14 protein-coding genes are annotated in these 14,965 nt (G+C 72.7%); 11 read left to right on the top strand and 3 right to left on the bottom strand.

Annotation, left to right across the window (positions count from 1 at the left end):
• Nucleotides 1–135: 135 nt before the first annotated feature.
• The 4 genes from ACWGKT_RS14400 to ACWGKT_RS14385 all read left to right on the top strand — a co-directional run bounded on the left by ACWGKT_RS14400 (nt 136) and on the right by ACWGKT_RS14385 (nt 4,722).
• A complete protein-coding gene (locus tag ACWGKT_RS14400) occupies nt 136–1,413 on the top strand; it encodes an aspartate kinase (RefSeq protein ID WP_235460831.1) in 1,278 nt (425 codons plus the stop codon).
• Nucleotides 1,413–2,471, top strand: a complete 1,059-nt coding sequence (locus ACWGKT_RS14395; protein WP_235460832.1) for an aspartate-semialdehyde dehydrogenase — start codon at nt 1,413–1,415, stop codon at nt 2,469–2,471. Before ACWGKT_RS14400 ends, ACWGKT_RS14395 begins: the two co-directional genes overlap by 1 nt.
• A 491-nt stretch (nt 2,472–2,962) precedes the next feature.
• Nucleotides 2,963–3,559 carry a SigE family RNA polymerase sigma factor gene (locus ACWGKT_RS14390; RefSeq protein WP_356145723.1) on the top strand — a complete coding sequence of 199 codons (597 nt, stop codon included), beginning with the start codon at nt 2,963–2,965 and terminating at the stop codon, nt 3,557–3,559.
• Between the two features lie 113 nt (nt 3,560–3,672).
• A complete protein-coding gene (locus ACWGKT_RS14385) occupies nt 3,673–4,722 on the top strand; it encodes a hypothetical protein (protein WP_453273826.1) in 1,050 nt (349 codons plus the stop codon).
• Nucleotides 4,723–4,745: 23 nt separating this feature from the next.
• Here the strand turns inward: ACWGKT_RS14385 and ACWGKT_RS14380 are convergent, their stop codons facing one another.
• Complete coding sequence (locus ACWGKT_RS14380) at nt 4,746–5,573, bottom strand: SURF1 family protein (protein WP_453273825.1); 828 nt, start codon at nt 5,571–5,573, stop codon at nt 4,746–4,748.
• 191 nt (nt 5,574–5,764) lie between these two features.
• On the opposite strand from ACWGKT_RS14380, the gene ACWGKT_RS14375 reads away from it, so the two are divergent.
• Nucleotides 5,765–7,552: a prolyl oligopeptidase family serine peptidase gene (locus tag ACWGKT_RS14375; protein ID WP_453273824.1), complete on the top strand. Its 1,788-nt coding sequence runs from the start codon at nt 5,765–5,767 to the stop codon at nt 7,550–7,552.
• A gap of 62 nt (nt 7,553–7,614) precedes the next feature.
• Here ACWGKT_RS14375 and ACWGKT_RS14370 read toward each other — a convergent pair whose 3' ends face one another.
• Nucleotides 7,615–9,525 carry an NAD-binding protein gene (locus ACWGKT_RS14370; protein ID WP_453273823.1) on the bottom strand — a complete coding sequence of 637 codons (1,911 nt, stop codon included), beginning with the start codon at nt 9,523–9,525 and terminating at the stop codon, nt 7,615–7,617.
• A gap of 174 nt (nt 9,526–9,699) precedes the next feature.
• Between ACWGKT_RS14370 and ACWGKT_RS14365 the strand changes: the two genes are divergently transcribed.
• Both ACWGKT_RS14365 and ACWGKT_RS14360 read left to right on the top strand, forming a co-directional pair.
• A complete protein-coding gene (locus tag ACWGKT_RS14365; protein ID WP_453273822.1) occupies nt 9,700–10,734 on the top strand; it encodes a permease in 1,035 nt (344 codons plus the stop codon).
• Nucleotides 10,731–11,495: a TIGR03943 family putative permease subunit gene (locus tag ACWGKT_RS14360; RefSeq protein ID WP_453273821.1), complete on the top strand. Its 765-nt coding sequence runs from the start codon at nt 10,731–10,733 to the stop codon at nt 11,493–11,495. The genes ACWGKT_RS14365 and ACWGKT_RS14360 overlap by 4 nt, the downstream gene beginning before the upstream one ends.
• 77 nt (nt 11,496–11,572) lie before the next feature.
• On the opposite strand, the gene ACWGKT_RS14355 is transcribed toward ACWGKT_RS14360, so the two are convergent.
• On the bottom strand, nt 11,573–11,836 hold the full coding sequence (locus tag ACWGKT_RS14355; RefSeq protein WP_453273820.1) for a hypothetical protein: 264 nt from the start codon (nt 11,834–11,836) through the stop codon (nt 11,573–11,575).
• On the opposite strand from ACWGKT_RS14355, the gene ACWGKT_RS14350 reads away from it, so the two are divergent.
• The 4 genes from ACWGKT_RS14350 (at nt 11,819) to ACWGKT_RS14335 (ending at nt 14,653) form a co-directional block, all read left to right on the top strand.
• The gene (locus ACWGKT_RS14350; protein WP_453273819.1) at nt 11,819–12,019 is read left to right on the top strand and encodes a LuxR C-terminal-related transcriptional regulator; all 201 of its coding nucleotides are present in this window, start codon (nt 11,819–11,821) and stop codon (nt 12,017–12,019) included. The genes ACWGKT_RS14355 and ACWGKT_RS14350 overlap by 18 nt on opposite strands.
• A gap of 70 nt (nt 12,020–12,089) precedes the next feature.
• Nucleotides 12,090–12,656 carry a Chromate resistance protein ChrB gene (locus ACWGKT_RS14345; RefSeq protein ID WP_453273818.1) on the top strand — a complete coding sequence of 189 codons (567 nt, stop codon included), beginning with the start codon at nt 12,090–12,092 and terminating at the stop codon, nt 12,654–12,656.
• 38 nt (nt 12,657–12,694) lie between these two features.
• Nucleotides 12,695–13,870 carry an MFS transporter gene (locus ACWGKT_RS14340; RefSeq protein ID WP_453273889.1) on the top strand — a complete coding sequence of 392 codons (1,176 nt, stop codon included), beginning with the start codon at nt 12,695–12,697 and terminating at the stop codon, nt 13,868–13,870.
• Between the two features lie 90 nt (nt 13,871–13,960).
• The gene (locus tag ACWGKT_RS14335; protein ID WP_453273817.1) at nt 13,961–14,653 is read left to right on the top strand and encodes a GNAT family N-acetyltransferase; all 693 of its coding nucleotides are present in this window, start codon (nt 13,961–13,963) and stop codon (nt 14,651–14,653) included.
• The last annotated feature ends 312 nt before the right edge of the window (nt 14,654–14,965 follow it).

Raw genomic sequence — 14,965 nt, 5'->3', positions numbered from 1 at the left:
TGACTTTGGGCAGGGAACTCGCCAAGGAGGGCTCGGCGCGGGTGTCCGGACATCTCACCATGCGGTATCCCGGAGGGGATATTCGGACGCTCGTTAGACTGAGCTCGCAATCGACGGACTGAGCGAGGAGCGCACGTGGGCCTTGTCGTGCAGAAGTACGGAGGTTCCTCCGTTGCGGATGCCGAGGGCATCAAGCGCGTCGCCAAGCGGATCGTGGAAGCGAAGAAGAACGGCCACCAGGTGGTCGTCGTCGTTTCCGCGATGGGCGACACGACGGACGAGCTGATCGATCTCGCCGAGCAGGTATCCCCGATGCCTGCCGGGCGTGAGTTCGACATGCTGCTGACCGCCGGAGAGCGGATCTCCATGGCGTTGCTGGCCATGGCGATCAAAAACCTGGGCCACGAGGCCCAGTCGTTCACCGGCAGCCAGGCAGGCGTCATCACCGACTCGGTTCACAACAAAGCCCGGATCATCGACGTCACGCCGGGCCGGATCCGCGACTCCCTGGACAGGGGCAACATCGCGATCGTCGCCGGGTTCCAGGGCGTCAGCCAGGACAAGAAGGACATCACCACGCTCGGGCGCGGTGGCTCCGACACCACGGCGGTGGCCCTCGCGGCCGCCCTGGACGCCGAGGTCTGCGAGATCTACACCGACGTCGACGGCGTGTTCACCGCCGACCCGCGTGTGGTGAAGAAGGCGAAGAAGATCGACTGGATCGCCTTCGAGGACATGCTGGAGCTCGCCGCCTCCGGCTCCAAGGTGCTGCTCCACCGCTGTGTGGAGTACGCCCGCCGTTACAACATCCCGATCCACGTCCGCTCGTCCTTCAGCGGGCTGCAGGGCACGTGGGTCAGCAGCGAGCCGATCGAGCAAGGGGACAAGAAGGTGGAGCAGGCCATCATCTCCGGTGTCGCGCACGACACCTCCGAGGCCAAGATCACGGTCGTCGGCGTGCCGGACAAGCCGGGTGAGGCCGCCGCGATCTTCCGCACGATCGCCGATGCCGAGATCAACATCGACATGGTCGTGCAGAACGTGTCCGCGGCCTCCACGGGCCTGACGGACATCTCCTTCACGCTGCCGAAGACCGAGGGCCGCAAGGCCATCGACGCCCTGGAGAAGAACAAGGGCGGCATCGGCTTCGAGTCGCTGCGCTACGACGACCAGATCGGCAAGATCTCCCTGGTCGGCGCCGGTATGAAGACGAACCCGGGCGTCACGGCCTCCTTCTTCGAGGCGCTGTCCGGCGCGAGCGTGAACATCGAGCTGATCTCGACCTCCGAGATCCGTATCTCGGTCGTCACGCGGGCCGACGACGTCCCCGAGGCCGTCCGCGCCGTGCACACCGCCTTCGGGCTCGACTCCGACACCGACGAGGCCGTCGTCTACGGAGGCACGGGCCGCTGATGGCGCCGACCGTACGTCCGACGCTGGCGGTCGTGGGCGCGACCGGAGCCGTCGGCACGGTCATGCTCCAGATCCTGTCCCAGCGCGCGGACATCTGGGGCGAGATCCGCCTGGTCGCCTCCCCGCGCTCGGCCGGGCGCAAGCTGGCCGTGCGCGGCGAGGAGGTCGAGGTGCTGGCCCTGTCGGAGGAGGCCTTCGACGGGGTCGACGTCGCCATGTTCGACGTACCGGACGAGGTCGCCGCGCACTGGGCGCCGATCGCCGCCGCCAAGGGCGCGGTGGTCGTGGACAACTCCGGCGCCTTCCGGATGGACCCGGACGTGCCCCTCGTGGTGCCCGAGGTCAATCCGCACGCGGCGCGGGCCAGGCCGCGCGGGATCGTCGCCAACCCCAACTGCACGACCCTGTCGATGATCGTCGCCCTGGGCGCGCTGCATGCCGAGTTCGGGCTGCGCGAGCTGGTGGTGTCCTCGTACCAGGCCGTGAGCGGGGCGGGGCGCGCGGGCGTCGAGACGCTGCGGGCGCAGCTGTCCCTGGTCGCCGGTACGGAGCTCGGGACCAAGCCCGGTGACGTACGGCGGGCCGTGGGGGACAGCACCGGGCCGTTCCCGGAGCCGGTCGCGCTGAACGTCGTACCGTGGGCCGGGTCGCTCAAGGAGGACGGCTGGTCCTCGGAGGAGATGAAGGTGCGGGACGAGTCCCGCAAGATCCTCGGCCTGCCGAAGCTGCCCGTCGCCGTGACCTGTGTGCGCGTTCCGGTCGTCACCACGCACTCCCTCACCGTCCACGCCCGCTTCCAGGGCGAGGTCACCGTGGACCGCGCGCGCGAGATCCTCGCCACCGCGCCCGGTGTCGTGCTGTTCGACAATCCGGACGCCGGGGAGTTCCCCACCCCCGCCGACGTGGTGGGCACCGACCCGACCTGGGTCGGCCGCCTGCGCCGCGCACTCGACGATCCCACCGCGCTCGAACTCTTCGTATGCGGGGACAATCTACGCAAAGGCGCCGCGCTCAACACCGCCCAGATCGCCGAGCTGGTGGCGGCGGAGTTCTCGTGACACCGGTGCTGTACCAAAAAACACATCGATGGGAGCGGATCCATTTGTAGGATCTGTGTACGACACATGTGGTGCGGATAATGGTCCGGACCACTTGATCCGGGGTCCCCGGGCGTCCGAAGATTTTCCTCCCCGTCCTCCGCAACCGCGCGGAGGGCGGGGAGCGTCTTTGCGATAGCCCTTCCGGGCCGTGGTGGCGCGATGATCCAGGCGTGGGGGCGCCGTGATCTGGGCGTGGGGACGCCCGTTCATATGGGACATAAAGGAAGAGCGGGACGCATGACAGCACTTGAGGCTCCGTCGGGTGTGCTGCCGGCCGCGGAAACGCCGTCGGTCGTGGCATCCGGCGCGTCCGACGCAAAAGTGATGCTCGGCGCGTACAACCCCAGCGGGGGGACGCTTGTCCAACTGGCGTGGCAGAGGTTCTCGAATTCACGGCGGCGTCCCGCGGCACGGCCCTTCGGCCGCCGCGCGCGGCGTTCCGACCCCGTATGCCCGGTGCCGCCGGCGGCATGCCGGTGATCGCGCCCATGCCCGCAGCGCGGCCCGCCCGCATACCCAATCAGCGTGACGGCGCCGAGGAGACCGTGGCGACCGGCACGACCGTCGACCACCTCACCGAGACCTACCGGGCGCACTACCGCTCGCTGCTCGGCCTCGCCGCACTCCTCCTCGACGACACCGCCTCCTGCGAGGACGTCGTCCAGGAGGCCTTCATCCGCGTCCACTCGGCCCGCAAACGCGTCCGGGACCCGGAGAAGACCCTGGCCTATCTGCGCCAGACGGTGGTCAACCTCTCCCGCTCCGCCCTGCGCCGCCGCATTCTCGGCCTGAAGCTCCTCTCCAAGCCGATGCCGGACATGGCCAGCGCCGAGGAAGGTGCCTACGACCAGCTTGAGCGCCGGGACCTCATCAAGGCGATGAAGGGCCTGCAGCGCCGCCAGCGCGAGGTCCTGGTCCTGCGCTACTTCGCGGACATGACCGAGGCCCAGGTCGCCGAGACGCTCGGCATATCCCTGGGCTCGGTGAAGGCGTACGGTTCGCGCGGCATCGCGGCACTGCGGGTGGCCATGGAGGCGACGACGTGAGCGACCGCCCCGAGGGAGGCGATTCCCGTGAGCGCCACGAACCCTATGCCTGGCACGAGCCGACGGAACGCCACGAGCAAGAGCACACGCAATCGCACGCTGGGAACGGAACTGTGAACCACGGCCCCGACGACAAGAGCCCCGAGGGGCTCGGCTCGGACGAGCTGGCACTGCGCCGGATGCTGCACTCGGCCGTCCAGGACATGGAGCCGCGCGACGGCACGCTGGACCACCTGCGCCGCGCGGTACCCGCACGGCGGGCGCGCAAGCGGCAGGCCGCCGTCGGCATGGCGGCCGCCGCGCTGTTCATCGGCACCGCCATTCCCGCCCTGGTGCACGTCACCACCTCCGGCGGCTCCGACCCCAACACCTCCCCGGCCGGCCAGGCCTCACAGGCCCAGGGCGGCACCGGGCAGGGCAAGTACCCGGACGGCGGGTCCAGCACCTCGGGTGGCACCGGCGGCCAGACCCCGGGCCAGAGCAAGGGCGGCAAGAAGGACGGCGGCAAGGGCAAGACGGGCGGCACGGGCCCCGGCTCCTCCGGCGGCGCCAACCCGTCCGCCACCACGGGCACCGGCACCGCGGTGTGCACGGCGGCCCAGCTCGGGTCCACCACGGCGACCGTCGACGCCCCCGACGCCGCGGGCATCGTCTACGGCACCTTCCGCGTCACCAACATCTCCACCAGCAGCTGCACCGTCGGCGGCGCGGGTTCCGTGAGCACGCTCGCGCAGGGTGCCGCGGACGCCACGAAGATCGGTGTGGCCCGGCACGCGGCGGGCGACGCGGCGGCCGGTCTGCCCGACCCCTCCCTGGAGCTGTCCAGCCTGGTGCTGCAGCCCGGCGAGGCCTACCAGGAGAAGTTCGCCTTCGTCCCCTCGGAGACCTGCCCCACCACCGGTGGCGGCAACAACGGCGGCACGGACCCGGGCGGTCCGACGACCGACCCGAGCCCCTCCCCGGACACCGGCGCGAGCGGCGGCACGGACACCTCCGGCACCACGACGGGCGTCACCTCGCAGCTCCTCGCCGAGGACGGCACGGCGGACGGCAGCATCGCGGTGTCGCACACCCCGCAGGCCGGGTCACCGACGGTGTCGGCGACCGTGGCCAACGCGTGCGCGGGAACCGTGTACTGGACCGGGGTGCTCTCGGGGTCGTAGACCCGGGACGTGGGACGCGAGTCTCAGACGCCGGACGGGCTGGCGATGTTCTCCTGGTCCGCCTCGCCTGCCTCGTTCGCCTCGTTCGCCTCGTCCGGCACCAGGCCCAGCGCCGCGTCCCGCTGGAACTCCACCTCGCGGCGCAGCAGGCGGAACCACATGAAGACCACGAAGCCGGCGAAGACGAACCACTCGCCGGTGTAGCCGAGGTTCTGGAACGCCTTCAGGTCCAGGCCGGTGTTGGCCGGGGCGGTCGCGGGCACGGCCGTCATCCCGGAGTCGCCCCGGTCGAGCGTGATCCAGGCGTCGTACAGCCGGTACGGCACGAGGTTGACCAGCGATGCCGAACTGATCGCCGCCGTCTGCCCGGCGGGCAGCCCGCCCTGGGCGCCGACGCCGTTGTCCCCCGGGGTCTCGGACGCCTGCAGCGCACCGGTGACGGTGACCTCGCCGGTGGGCGCCGCCGGGGCCTTCGCCGGGTCCGCCCTGCCCGGCAGCCAGCCGCGCACGACCGGCAGCGCCTTGCCGCCGTCGGTGCGCAGCAGCGTCAGCACGTAGTAGCCGCCGTGGCCGTCCAGCTCCCGGCCGGGCACGAGGAGCTGCTTGCCGTACCGGCCGCTCGCCGTGGCCCGCCTGCCCGACGTGCTCTTGTCGACGGGCAGTAGCTCGGACAGCGGCCGGGCCGCCTCCTTGCGGCCCGCCGCGGCCTGCTCGGTCGCGCTGCGGTGGTCCTGCACCCGGTCCTCGAACCGGCTCAGCTGCCACGACCCCATGAAGACGCAGAAGGGGATGGCGAGCAGCACGAAGACGTTGATGCCCCACCAGCGGGGTGTCAGCAGGAAGCGGTACACGCCTTCAACGGTACGGGGCTGCCGTGCCGGGGTGGGGGCGGGGTCGGGGTGTCGCGGGGGGTGTCGTCGGTAGGTCGTCGAGGTGTCGGCGGTGGGGTCTCGGCGATGGGGGTCGGCGGCGGGCGGAAAGTTATCCACAGGCTGAGGACACCCGGCGGCGGATTGTCGGCGGGGCCAGGCACTATGGGGCCATGACTGAGAGCAAGATGCCGGACTGGGAGAAGCGCTTCCGGGCGCCGCGGGTGTCGCTGCCGGACTGGGCACAGGACGCGCCGGACCGCTCCCTGTTCGTGTCGAACGCGACGGGGACGTACGAGCTGTACGCGTGGGACCGGGCGTCGGGGGAGCAGCGCCAGGCGACGGCCCGGCCGAACGGCACGACGGACGGCCTGCTCTCTCCGGACGGCGCCTGGATCTGGTGGTTCGACGACAAGGACGGCGACGAGTTCGGCGTCTGGCGCCGCCAGCCGTTCGCGGGCGGCGAGGACGAGCTCGCGGTGCCGGGCCTGGAGGCCTCCTACCCGGCGGGCCTGGCCCTCGCGCGGGACGGCCGCACGTCGATCGTGGGCCGCTCGACGGACGAGGAGGGGACGACGATCCACCTCGTGCGCGAGGGCGATTCCCCGGTGGAGCTCTACCGTCACCACGAGTCGGCGTACGTCGGCGATCTCTCGCACGACGGCACGCTGATCGCGATCGAGCACACGGAGCACGGCGACGCGATGCACTCCTCGCTGCGCGTCCTGCGCCGGGACGGCTCGCCGCTCGCCGAGCTCGACGACACCAAGGGCGGCACCGAGGAGCTGGGCCTGGAGGTGCTCGGCTTCGCCCCGGTCGACGGCGACACCCGTCTGCTCATCGGCCACCAGCGGCGGGGCCGCTGGGAGCCGCTGGTGTGGGACGTGGCCACGGGCGCGGAGACGGACCTGGCCCTGGACCTGCCGGGCGACGTGAGCGCGGAGTGGTATCCGGACGGCTCCGCCCTGCTCGTCGCCCACGGCTTCGAGGCCCGCAGCGAACTGTTCCGGTACGACCTGGACTCGCGTGAGCTGTCGCCCATCCCGACCCCGACCGGTTCCGTCTCCGGTGCGACGGCCCGCCCGGACGGCAGCGTGGAGTTCCTGTGGTCCTCTGCCGCCGAGCCGCCGACGGTCCGCTCGTCGACGGGCCGGGTGGTCCTCGACCCGCCCGGCATGCGGTGCCCCGGCTCGGTCCCGGTCCAGGACGCGTGGGTGGAGGGCCCCGGCGGCCGCATCCACGCCCTCGTCCAGAAGCCGGCCGGAGCGACGGGCCCCCTCCCCACGGTCTTCGACCTGCACGGCGGCCCGACCTGGCACGACAGCGACTCCTTCGCCGCGGGCCCGGCCGCCTGGGTGGACCACGGCTACGCGGTCGTCCGCATCAACTACCGCGGCTCCACGGGCTACGGCCGGGCCTGGACGGACGCCCTGCGGGACCGGGTGGGCCTGATCGAGCTGGAGGACGTGGCCGCGGTCCGGGACTGGGCGATCGCGTCCGGCCTCGCCGACCCCGACCGGCTGATCCTCACCGGCGCCTCCTGGGGCGGCTATCTCACCCTCCTCGGCCTCGGCACCCAGCCGGACCTGTGGACGCTGGGCATCGCGGTGGTCCCCGTCGGCGACTACGTGACGGCGTACCACGACGAGATGGAGACCCTGAAGGCCATGGACCGCACGCTCCTCGGCGGCACCCCCGAGGAGGTCCCCGACCGCTTCGAGGCCTCGTCCCCGCTCACCTACGTCGACCGGGTCCAGGTCCCCGTCTACATCTCGGCCGGAGTCAACGACCCCCGCTGCCCCATCCGCCAGGTCGAGAACTACGTGGACCGCCTGGCCGCCCGCGAGGCGCCCCACGAGGTGTACCGGTACGACGCCGGACACGGTTCCCTGGTGGTGGAGGAACGGATCAAGCAGGTGGCGCTGGAAATGGACTTCGCGAGAAGACACCTGCCGAAGTAGGGGGGCTGGAGCCCGGGCGGCTTCTCGACGTACGGAGCGGTCCGCCCGGGTCGCCTCTCGACCTACCGAGTCGGGTGATCGGGCGGGCCGGCGGGGTCCGGGGGCGGAGCCCCGGGGCGGCCGAGCAGCTCGGCCAGCCCCCTGCGCGTCGCGGCCAGCACCACCCGCTCCCCGGCCCGCAGCACATGGTCCCCGGAGACCGATGACCGCCCCTCCAGCGCGAGCACCCGCCACGCCCCCGCCCGAAACGCGTCCGCCACGGTCCGGCCCTCCAACCAGGGCTGTCCGCCCACATCCACGGCCGCGAAGAGCAACACCCGCCGCTCGACGGGGATCGCCCCCAGGATCTGCCGCCCGAGCATCGCCCCGGCGAAGGCGGGCGCGGCCAGATGCGTCACGCTCCGGCTCCGGGTCAGCGCCCGCGGATGCGCGGCCCGCAGCGTCCGGTACACGGCGGTGGCGAAGTCGTCGTCGTACAGCCGCAGCACCACCCGCAGATCCGGCCGCACGGACCGCGCGTACAGCACGGCCTCCAGATTCGTCGTGTCCGCGCTGGTCACCGCGAGCAGCGCGTGCGCCCGGTGGATCTTGGCGGCCTCCAGGACGCCTTCCTGGGTCACGTCGCCGAGCACCACGGGCACCCGCAGTCGCCGCGCGGTCGCCAGTCCGCGCGCCTCGGGGTCGGCCTCTACACACACCACGGGGATGTGCAGCTCCCGAAGCCGGGTCAGCACCCGCGTGCCGATCTTCCCGAGGCCGAGCAGCACCACGTGCCCGCCCAGCCCGCGCGGTGGTCTGCGCAGCGTGGAGGCGGTGCGGAAGGTGCCGAACACTTCGAGTACCGCCGCCAGCAGGACCGGCAGCAGCAGCAACCCCATGAGCCCGGACAGGAGTTGCAGGATCTGCCGCCCGACGGACTGCCCGATGGCCGGGTCGTCGATGGCGAACAGATCGAGCAGCGTCAGATAGAAGGCCCGCAGCGGATGGATCCCGGTCACCAGCGACAGGGCGACGGCCAGCGCGACGACACACCCCACGAGCCCGGCCAGCGACCACCGCAGACGGCGGGAGAACAGCGAGGCGAACGGCGGCACGACTCCCGAGGTGCGCCCCGCGGGCATCGGCTCCTCGGCGGCCCACGACACCTGCTCCAGGACGACGGCCCCGCGCCCGGTGGCACCGCGCACCTCCGCCTCGTCGGGCAGCAGCCGCGGTCCGTGCTCGCCGCTGCCCTCGGAGCCGTCCGCACCGGCCGGATCGCTGCTGGTCGTCGAGAGGAGGGCCAGGGTGCACAGCCCGGGGTCGGGGACCAACTCCGGTCCGGGCGGCGGTCGTTCGACGGCGCGCAGCAGCAGCTCGTCCGTCTGGACGACCTTGGTGGTGCCGGCGACCGCGGCCGCGGCCAGCGCGGGCGCGGCGGTGTCGGCGTCGGAGAGTACGGTCGTCGACGCGTCGCTCCCGGCGCCCTCGCCGTTGCCCGCCGCCAACGCGGCTGCTTGGTCGAGGAGTTCCTCGATGTGCTGGCCGAGCCGCCGGTTGTAGAGCCGCAGGACGAGCCGCAGCCTCGGATTCAGGCGGCGGGCGGTGAGTGCGGCGCGGATGTTGGTCTCGTCGTCGTCGTACACGAGCGCCAGCGCGGTGGCCCGGTCCACGCCCGCCTCGGCGAGCACCGCCTCGGACGGCTCGGCGGCCTCCAACACCCGCTCGGCGCGGGCGGGTTCACCGCCGCCGCTCCCGTTCGTCCCGCCGTTGCCGCCGGCCCCGCCGTTGCCGTTGCCCGTGGCCCGGCCCACGGCGGCGTTGACCACCCGGTCCAGCAGTGCCGCCGAGGCCGCCCGGGCCCGCCGCCCGACCACCGGTGGCCGTGCCGTGCGTTCGTTCGGCGGCACGACGAGCGTCACCTGCTCGCCGTACACTCCGCGCAACTCGGCCGCCAGCCGATGCGCGAGACCGTCGTCCCCGCACACCACCATGTGCGCCGGCGCACCACTGTGTCCACCCTGATACGGAACGCTCCCCACGAGGGAAAAGACTGCCCCAAGGAGACGGGTGGTTCCAGTTACGGGGTGAACACCCGTGTGCGAGCCGCCGTACTGAGGGGGAGGGAGAACAGGCAGCAGCGCCCGTACGCCGGAGGTATCCCAGCCGTGGCCATCACCGAAGAAGCCCCGCCCGGGGCCGCCGCCCCCCAGCAGGCGGCGCCCGGCACCGGCAAACGGCCCGACCAGGAGGGCTGGCACCTCAACTCGCCGCTGGCGCTGACCCTGCTGTTGGTCGTGGTGGTGGTGCTCCAGGGACCGATCCGCGGGGCCCTGTCCACGCCGGTGATGCAGAGCTGGATGACGGTGTTCGTCGCGGTGGTCGTCCAGGCCCTGCCGTTCCTGGTGCTCGGTGTGCTGCTGTCGGCGGCGATCGCCGTCTTCGTACCGCCGTCGTTCTTCGCCCGCGCCCTGCCCAGCCGCCCCGCGCTGGCCGTACCGGTCGCGGGCATGGCGGGCGCGGTGCTGCCGGGCTGCGAGTGCGCGTCCGTGCCGGTGGCGGGGGCGCTCGTACGGAGGGGAGTCACCCCGGCCGCGGCGATCGCGTTCCTGCTGTCCGCCCCGGCGATCAACCCGATCGTGCTGACGGCGACGGCCGTCGCCTTCCCCCGCGACCCGGAGATGGTCGTGGGCCGGTTCGTCGCGAGCCTGCTGGTGGCGTGCGCGATGGGCTGGCTGTGGCAGCGCCTCGGCCGCACCGACTGGCTGCGCCCGCCGACGCACGCCGGGCACGAGGGGCAGAGCAAGGGGGAGGCGTTCTGGGGGTCGGTCCGCCACGACATGATGCACGCCGGAGGCTTCCTGGTCCTCGGCGCGATGGCCGCGGCGACGCTGAAGGCGGTGGCCCCGGAGAGCTGGCTGCGCACGGCCGCCGACAACCCGGTGTTCTCCGTCCTCGCCCTGGCCGTTCTGGCCGTGGTGCTGTCGATCTGCTCGGAGGCGGACGCGTTCGTGGCGGCCTCGCTGACCCAGTTCTCGCTGACGGCCAAGCTGGCGTTCCTGGTCGTCGGCCCGATGATCGACCTGAAGCTGTTCGCGATGCAGGCCGGCACCTTCGGTCGTGGCTTCGCTCTCCGCTTCGCCCCCGCCACCTTCGTCCTCGCCATCGCGGGCGCGGTGCTGACCGGGGCGGTGCTGCTGTGAACCGACAAGCCCAGGCGGCCGTCCTGTTCCTGACCGGCGCGGCCCTGCTGCACGCGGGCTTCACCGACCTCTACCTGCGCTACGTCAAGGCGGGCCTGCGCCCCCTGCTGCTGGCGGCCGGGGTGGTACTGATCGCGGCGGCGCTGGCGACGGCCTGGTACGAGTGGAAACGAGCGCGCCGGTCGAAGGCGGAGGCCGGGACCGCAAAAGCCGCCGAAGCCGCCGACATCGCGGACGCCCACGAGCACGTCCATCGCGAGCCCCGTATCTCCTGGCTCCTCGTCCTCCCCCTCTTCGCCCTCATCCTGGTCGCCCCGCCCGCGCTCGGTTCCTACAGCGCGATGCGCACCGGTACGGCGCTCCAGCAGCCGTACGGGTACTCGAAGTTGCCGGTCGGCGACCCCGTGCCGGTCAGCCTGGTCGACTACGCGGGGCGCGCGGTCTACGACCACGGCCGTTCCCTGGGCGGGCGGAGCGTGCGGATCACCGGCTTCGTCGCCGTGGACCGCACCGGCGCCCCCTACCTCGTCCGGATGGCCCTCAACTGCTGTGCCGCCGACGCCCAGCCGGTGAAGGTCGGTCTGACCGGGAAGATACCGCCGGTCCTCCAGCCCGATGCCTGGCTGGAGGTGACGGGCCGTTACACGCCCGAGCGGACCAGGGACCCCGTCAACCACGGCCCGATCCCGTTCCTCCAGGTGACCACGGCCAAGCCGGTGCCGACGCCGCACGATCCGTACGACGAGACCTGGAACAACTGAGCCGCTCGGCGGCTCCCCGCCCCTTTTGTCCGCCCTGCGGGTTCCCGCACTGCGGATTTCCGAACAATGTGCACGGTTCAACCGTCGCCGCCGCCCGAGCCGCTTTCGAAGCGGTCCTCGAAGCCGTAGTCGAAACCGTCCTCGAAGGCGTCCTCGAAACAGGCGTACACGGCGAGGCCGGAGGAGGTGCGGGCGCCGGCGGCATGGCGGCGCAGCAGGCTGCCGCCGCCGGAAGCGTCGAGTACGTACCGCGCCCGTACGGTGCGGGCGGGCCCGGCGTCCGGCCGGTACCGCAGCCCTCGGTCCGCGCCACCATGCTCCGCATGGTCGTCACCGGCCACACCCACGAGACCATAGCCGCCCGCCTCGGCGTGAGCTCCCGCACGGTCTCCGCCCACATCAAGAAGGTCTCGGAGCTCCTCGGCAGCCGCAGCCGTGCCGAACTCGGCTACCTGATCTCCCAGCGCCGCCTGCTGGAACAGGGCCTGCTGGAACAGGGACGGGAGGAACGGGCGGCGTCGTGACGCCCGGGGCCCGCAGTCACGGGCGCCCGACCGCACATCCATCGACGTAACGCCTGTTACATTCAAGGATGTGCCGAACACTGAACCGACGAGTCGCTGGCTCGTCCTCGTGGTCAAAGTCCCCGCGCAGCCGTCCCGGCATCGCGTGGCGGTGTGGCGCGAGCTGCGCAGGATCGGTGGGCTCTCCCTCGGCCAGGGCGTGTGGGCCGTACCGGACGTGCCGGTCTTCGCCGACGGCGTGGCGCGCGTGATCGCGCTGACCGAGCAGGGCGGCGGCCAGACGGTGACCCTGAACGCGACCGGGCGCGGTCCCGAGGACGCCGCCCGGTTCGAGGCGCTGTTCACCGCCGCCCGGTCCGCGGACTGGGCGGAGTTCCTCGCCGACTGCGGCAAGTTCGAGGACGAACTGGCGAAGGAGATCCGCATCGCCAAGTTCACGCTCGCCGAACTGGAGGAAGAGGAGCAGTCGTTGGAGCGGCTGCGCCGCTGGCACCGCGATCTCACGGCCCGCGACGTGTTCGGGGCGCCGGAGGCCGCCGAGGCCGGCCGTCGGCTCAAGGAGTGCGCGGCCGCCTGCGAGGACTACGCGGAGCGGGTGTTCGCGGCCCTGCACGAGACGCCGGGGGAGACGTCATGAGCACGGCGGCCACGGTGCGCTCGGCGCCCGCCCGGCAGATGTGGCCGCTGTACGCGGCCGGGTTCACCACCGCCTTCGGCGCCCACGGCATCGCCGCCAACCTCGGCGGTTTCTCCAAGGACGCGGTCACCTCGCTGATGGTGCTGGGCGGCCTGCTCGCCCTCTACGACGGCGCCGAGGTGCTCCTCAAGCCGCTCTTCGGCACCCTCGCCGACCGCGTCGGCGCCCGCCCCGTCCTGCTCGGCGGGCTCGTCGCCTTCGCCGCCGCCTCCGCCCTGTACGCGGTCGCGGACAGCCCCGGCTGGCTGTGGGCCGCCCGCCTCGGCCAGGGCGCCGCGGCCTCCGCGTTCTCCCCGTCGGCGTCCGCGCTGGTCGCCCGCCTCAACCCGGCGGCCAAGCACGGCCGTGCCTTCGGCAGTTACGGCTTCTACAAGTCCATCGGCTACACCCTCGGTCCGCTGCTCGGCGGGGTGCTGGTCTGGGCCGGCGGACTACGCCTGCTGTTCACCGTGCTCGCGGTGCTGGGCGCGGCGGTCGCCGTCTGGGCCGCGCTCGCCGTCCCCGTCGTACCGCCCCTGCCGAAGGCCCGGCAGACGGTGCTCGACCTGGCCCGGCGCCTGGCCGACCCGTCCTTCCTCGCCCCGACCGCCGCACTGGCCGGGGCGACCGCCGCCCTGTCGGTCGGGGTGGGCTTCCTGCCGGTCTCCGGCCGGGCGGCCGGGCTGGGCACGGTGGCCACCGGCGCGGCGGTCTCGGTGCTCGCCGCCTGCGCGGCCGTCGTACAGCCGCGGGCCGGCCGCGCCCTCGACGAGGGCCGCCTCACGCCCCGTACGGGCATGATCGTGGGCCTGTTCGTCGCCGCCGCCGGCCTGGCCTGCGCGATGCTGCCGGGCCTGACCGGCGTCCTGCTGGGCGCGGCCCTCACCGGCGCCGGCACCGGCCTGATCACGCCGCTCGGCTTCGCCGCGCTGGCCGCGAGCACGCCCACCGAGCGCCTCGGCCAGACCATGGGCGCCGCGGAACTCGGCCGCGAACTCGGCGACGCGGGCGGCCCCCTCCTGGTCGCCGCCGTCGCCTCCCTGGCCACCCTCACCTACGGTTTCGCGGCGCTCGCGATCCTGCTGGCGGCAGGCGCCGCGACGGCCCTGACCAGAACCCCCAAGCCCCCCAGGCCTTCCACAACCCCCAGGGCCGCGAACCCGCGGAACCCTTGAGCACGGCACATCGGCTCGAAACCAGACTCCGGCCGACGCCGGGCCCGATCGAGTCCGGCCGGCCCGGCTCGGGCAACTCCAGGGGACGACATGATCTGGTCACGGCTCCGCCGCGGGCGGTCGACGCCCGGGCTTCCGCTGCCCGGCGTATGCGGACACCGGCGGCACACCTTGCGCACGGCCCGCCTCCTGCTCTACACCCCGGAGACCAAGCTGGACCTCGCGGCCGCACTGGCCTCCGCCTCGGACCCCGAGGCCCAGCGATGGCTCGGCTGGGGCCAGGGCGTCCTGACCGACCCACGCACCCGCGAGGCCCTGCCCCAGCTGCGCCCCGGCGATGCCGCCTCCCGCGTCAAGTCCCGTGAGGCCCGGAGCCTGTTGGCCGACCTCTACGAACCCGGCCCGGACGACGGGGAGATACTCATCGGCGTGCGCCTGGACGACGGCCGATACGCCGGCGCCACACAGGTCGATCCCGGCACCGCGGAGATCGGCGGACATCTTGCTCCCCACGCACGTGGCCAGGGCCTCGGCGCGGAACTGTTCGCGGCCGCCGCACTTCTCGCCCACGCGCATCTGGGAATACGGACGGTACGCGCGGGACACGAGCCGGCGAACACCGCGAGCGGACGGTCACTGACGGCCGCCGGCTTCGTCCCGATCGCCGGCCCACCCCACCACACCCTCCCGGACGGCCGCGAGATAGAGGCCCGCTGGCTCCAGCACACGTCCCCCACCCCGACCAGCCGCTGCCGAGGGGCCGGCCCGACCGAGGGGCAGTAGCAGGGCGGGCGCAGGCACCGGCGCCGGACCGTTCGCCAGTACGGGGGGCGGCTCTCCTCGCCGGACACCACCAGGCGGGTGTCCGACGGACGCCCGCGCACTCCGGCGCACAAGATTCCGCAGGTCAGTGCATCCAATTCCGCCCAGTACCAGGCTTGGACGGCAGGTGTGTACCCATCCGGGTGGACCACCCAACAACCCCTGTTCTCACACCTGTTGCGCATGCTTCGCTACACCACATGACTCTCCGATCTCGGCGCGGCATGCGACATGGATCGGAGACCCCGTCGAGGTCGGAATCGGCACACCTGT

The organism is Streptomyces sp. NPDC054794 (assembly GCF_053611585.1).
This window is presented reverse-complemented; position numbering and strand designations above follow the sequence as displayed.

Coding starts and splice junctions, on each gene's coding strand:
- ACWGKT_RS14340 (WP_453273889.1), top strand. CDS start 12,695: ATGTGGCCGCTGTACGCGGCCGGGTTCACCACCGCCTTCGGCGCCCAC.
- ACWGKT_RS14370 (WP_453273823.1), bottom strand. CDS start 9,525: ATGGTGGTGTGCGGGGACGACGGTCTCGCGCATCGGCTGGCGGCCGAG.
- ACWGKT_RS14350 (WP_453273819.1), top strand. CDS start 11,819: ATGGTCGTCACCGGCCACACCCACGAGACCATAGCCGCCCGCCTCGGC.
- ACWGKT_RS14390 (WP_356145723.1), top strand. CDS start 2,963: ATGCCCGGTGCCGCCGGCGGCATGCCGGTGATCGCGCCCATGCCCGCA.
- ACWGKT_RS14375 (WP_453273824.1), top strand. CDS start 5,765: ATGACTGAGAGCAAGATGCCGGACTGGGAGAAGCGCTTCCGGGCGCCG.
- ACWGKT_RS14335 (WP_453273817.1), top strand. CDS start 13,961: ATGATCTGGTCACGGCTCCGCCGCGGGCGGTCGACGCCCGGGCTTCCG.
- ACWGKT_RS14395 (WP_235460832.1), top strand. CDS start 1,413: ATGGCGCCGACCGTACGTCCGACGCTGGCGGTCGTGGGCGCGACCGGA.